The organism is Chrysiogenia bacterium (assembly GCA_020434085.1).
Taxonomy (GTDB): domain Bacteria; phylum JAGRBM01; class JAGRBM01; order JAGRBM01; family JAGRBM01; genus JAGRBM01.
In genome coordinates this window covers 1-4,055 of sequence record JAGRBM010000201.1, presented here as the reverse complement: position 1 = coordinate 4,055, position 4,055 = coordinate 1, and the positions used below count along the sequence as shown (strand labels likewise).

Sequence of the window (4,055 nt, the reverse complement as noted above, 5' to 3'; positions counted from 1 at the left end):
TCCGCCACGGCCAGTTTTTTGGGCCGATAGACGGCGCCCATCATGCACATGTCCTTGATGGACTTCTCCCCCTCTGCCAGCGCATCGAGAATCAGGTTGTCGCGCCGGTCGAAATGGGCGTCGAAGGCATCGAGCTTTTCGAGAAATTCCTCGCGCCCGAAGATCACCTCGCCATGCGACGAGTAGTACCACTTGCACTCCATCTCGCGGGCCCTGGCAATCGATTCGCGAAAGGCCTTCGGGTCGGAGGCGTCGTTGCCATACCAGGGGCCGAAGGCCGTCAGGTCCATGTCGGTCAGGTAGAGCAGCGATTGCTCCTCGAAATAGAGCCCCATGTGTCCGGGAGTATGGCCCGGCAGGTGGAAGAGCTCGCCGCGGCAGCCGCCTGCCCCGAGCACATCGCCATCGTCCATGCGCCGCTCGACCGTGCGGGGCCCGATGCGAAAGACCGTCTGCAGGCCGTGGAACATCTGCTTGGAGATCTTCGAGCCCGAGCTGTCCACGCGGCGCACGAATTCCTCGGGGTCTTCGATGGCACTGGCATCGGCGGCGCTGGTCCAGACCTCGGTGGTCTGGGGATAGACGTGCTCGGCCGCGCGGTGATCGGCGTGGTAGTGGGTGTAGAAGAGAATCGGGTTTTCTTTGGCCAGCTCGACCTGGCGCGCCTCGCAGGCGGCCGGGTCGACGATGATGTTGCGCGGACCGTGGAGGATCAGGCTGTTGGCGCGCAGGAGTTTTCCCTTGCCGCCCTCGCCAAAGAGGATCTCCAGGTCGCCCAGCCGGTAGCCGGTCTCGGTGTTTTCAATCGGTGGTGTTTCTTTCATGGCGCGCTCGGCTCGCTGTTGCTTCTGCTGCCGGGATGGCCGCCCCGAATGCAACGCGTCGCGTCGAGGATACCGGAGTTCCCGGTATCTCTCAACTGCTCTTGCCTCAGATGCGTGGCAGGCGGTGACTGGTTCGTCAGTAACGCATGTAGGGGCGGGGTCTACCCGCCCTCTTTCGATACAAATCAGTAGCGAAAGCAAGAAGGGCGGGTAAACCCCGCCCCTACGAATTTCCTTGCGCCCCTCAGTAACGAATCTCAAAAGATGCAAAGCCCTCGGGCGCGGTCCAGTCGGACTCGACCGATTCAACGTGCGCGGACGGCGGGCCCTGCGCGCACCAGGCGAGCGCGGCCTCGACCTTCTCGCGCGGCCCCTCGAAGCGGGCTTCGACCTGGCCGCCCGGCAGGTTGCGCACCCAGCCGGCAAGCCCCAGGCGCTCCGCCTCGCGCCGGGTGCTCGCGCGGTAGAACACGCCCTGCACCCGGCCGGTGATGATGGCATGTGCGGCGACGGTGAGAGAGTCAGTCATCCGGCACCTCCCCTGTCTCCAGCAGGTACATGAACTGCTCTTCGTCAATGATTATCACGCCCTGCTGGCGCGCTCGCTCCATCTTTGCCGGCCCTGCATTATAGCCATAGCACAAGAAGTTCAGATGCTGACTCACCGTTTTCCGAACAACAAAACCTGCTTCCTCAGCCCAACGAGCGAGCCTTTTCTTGTCGGTCTGCTTAAACCCTGTGAAACACACGTCACAGAGATAGCTTGGCGGTCGAGTTCGACCAGTTAGGTTTCGTTCAATCGGAGGGGGGTTGTTTGCGACATGGAACTCTAAACGCTCTTGGACAGTTGAAGAATCCGAGATCAGTTCCAGGATCCGATCCTTCCTAAACGTTCTTAGTTCTCCCCTAAGCAGACAAAAACCTTGGACGTAATCGTCTGACTCTGAGATATCTGTTACTTCCCGAGCAGTGATCTCACCACGAGCGCTGCGATAGATAAACCTGTACGGTTCGGTCGTCATTCCGTCCCTAATTGCCTAGGAGCTTCGTAAATGCGTCCTCATCTAACACCGTAATCCCCAAATCGCGGGCCTTTGCCAGTTTTGAGCCGGGGTCTGCTCCGGCCACGACATAGCTTGTCTTCTTGGAAACCGACCCACTTACCTTACCGCCGCGTTTCTCGATTTCGTCACGGGCTTCGTTTCTTGTGAAGTTATCCAACCCTCCGGTAAGGACAAAGGTTTTACCAGCAAGATCGCCACCCAAGACCCGCTGCTCTCCAAATGGCCTTACGCCTGCCTTTAGCAAGTGTTTTACCATCTTCCGATTTGTAGAGTCGGCAAAGAAGCCTGCTAGATTCAATGCGACGACCCGGTCGATTCCCTCTATTGCTGCGATCTCATCCTCATCAGCCTGCATCAGTGCATCAAGTTCCCCAAAGTGGCGGGCTAAGTCCCGTGCGACAACCTCCCCTACATGTCGAATCCCTAGAGCAAAAATAAATTTAGCGAGGGGAACTGACTTCGCCTTTTCCAGGGAATGCTTAAGCTTTTCTGCGCTCTTCTCGCCGAATCCCTCCATCTCTTCAATCTTTTTGAAGTTCAAGTTAAAGAAGTCGGCAGGCTCGGCGACCAAATTTTCCTCGATAAAGCGCGAAACTGTTTCGGCTCCGAGACCGTCGATATCCAGTGCAGATTTTGATACGAAATGCCGCAATCTGGCCTCAGATTGTGCCGGGCACGCCAGATTCACGCACCTCGTAGCTACCTCCGATTTGCGTCCTTCGCTCTGTTTTGGAAGCGGAATTGGGCGGGTTGGACGCGGCCCCCTTCCCGCAATCCAAGCGATAAGGTCAGCATTCTTGCCCTCGTGAAAGAACGAATAGATCGCGGCCGAGCGCGTCTTGCCAATTCCTGGAATATCTTCCAATTTCTGCCGACTGGCGCCAGCAAGGTCATCGACCTTTTCAAATGCTTCCGCCAACGCTTTGGAGAAAATGGGTCCAATTTGTGGGATACCCAACGCCGAAATCATCCAGGCTCGACGCCCCATTCTTATCTCGTCATTGGCTGCTCTCTTGATTGATTTCAGTATCCTTTCGATTACATAGCGAAGATCTTCATGGACTACCGCGTGTTTGCATGACGGGCATTTGTCCTGCATGACGAATATTTCTTCTTTACCCGTCCTGCGTGCGACAATGGGTGCAACTACCTGTGGGATTACATCACCGGCGCGTTTTACAGTCACCCAATCACCAATTCGTATATCGTTGGCCGAGATGTATTCTTCATTGTGCAGCGTCGCGTTCTCTACCGTGACGCCGCCGACGAAAACCGGTTCGAGCTTGGCCACGGGCGTGAGCACGCCGGTACGGCCGACCTGGATTTCAATATCGCGAAGGCGCGTTACCTCTTCCTGGGCCGGGAACTTGTAGGCGGTGGCCCAGCGCGGGTCGCGGCTCTTCTCGCCGAGCAGGCGCTGCCACTCGATGGCGTTGACCTTGATCACCACGCCGTCGACTTCCCACGGCAGATCGGGACGGCGCGATTCGAGATCCTCGCAGTAGGCGCGCACGCCGGCGGCGCCCTTCACCTTTTTCGTCATCTCGGGATTGGTGTTGAGCCCCCACTTGCCGAGCTGGTCGATCAGCTTCACATGGGTCTCAGGAAGATCGGCGCCTTCGATGCGCCCCACCCCGTAGCAGAACATGGTGAGCGGTCGCTGCGCAGTGATGCGCGGATCGAGCTGGCGCAGGCTGCCGGCGGCGGCGTTGCGCGGGTTGGCAAAGAGCTGCTCGCCCGCCTCGGCGCGCGCGGCATTGACCTTCTCGAAGGACTTTTTGGGAAGCAGCACCTCGCCGCGCACTTCGAGCAGTTTGGGGATGTGCTTGCCCGTCAGCTTCAATGGAATGGCATAAACCGTGCGCAGGTTGGCGGTCACGTCCTCGCCCACGCGTCCGTCGCCGCGGGTCGTGCCGAGGGTGAAGAGCCCATCCTCGTAGGTGAGCTCGATGGCCAGCCCGTCGTACTTGGGCTCGCACACATACTCGACCGTTTCGATCTCGATGTCTTCGGCGGCCAGGTTCTTGCGCACGCGCTCGTCGAAGGCGCTGAGTTCTTCTTCGTCGAACACATTGGAGAGCGAGAGCATCGGGAGCGCGCGCTCGACCTTCTTGAGCTCGCTGACCGGTTCGTGTCCCACGCGCTGCGTGGGAGAGTCGGGCGTGAC

The 4,055-nt window shown here is 58.8% G+C and carries 4 protein-coding genes; all 4 read right to left on the bottom strand.

Translation table 11 applies throughout. The features are described from left to right. Positions 1 to 824 (bottom strand): MBL fold metallo-hydrolase (locus KDH09_06610; GenBank protein ID MCB0219351.1); only part of this gene is annotated, 824 nt, incomplete at its 3' end. A gap of 244 nt (positions 825 to 1,068) precedes the next feature. Further along, the gene (locus KDH09_06605) at positions 1,069 to 1,353 is read right to left on the bottom strand and encodes an acylphosphatase (GenBank protein ID MCB0219350.1); all 285 of its coding nucleotides are present in this window, start codon (positions 1,351 to 1,353) and stop codon (positions 1,069 to 1,071) included. Next, the gene (locus tag KDH09_06600) at positions 1,346 to 1,846 is read right to left on the bottom strand and encodes a hypothetical protein (GenBank protein MCB0219349.1); all 501 of its coding nucleotides are present in this window, start codon (positions 1,844 to 1,846) and stop codon (positions 1,346 to 1,348) included. The genes KDH09_06605 and KDH09_06600 overlap by 8 nt, the downstream gene beginning before the upstream one ends. Before the next feature lie 7 nt (positions 1,847 to 1,853). Next, a partial coding sequence (gene ligA, locus KDH09_06595; protein MCB0219348.1) for an NAD-dependent DNA ligase LigA occupies positions 1,854 to 4,055 on the bottom strand: 2,202 nt, incomplete at its 5' end.

Bases quoted from the DNA above. Each gene is read 5' to 3' on its own strand.
- KDH09_06600 (MCB0219349.1), bottom strand. From the start codon at position 1,846: ATGACGACCGAACCGTACAGGTTTATCTATCGCAGCGCTCGTGGTGAG.
- KDH09_06605 (MCB0219350.1), bottom strand. From the start codon at position 1,353: ATGACTGACTCTCTCACCGTCGCCGCACATGCCATCATCACCGGCCGG.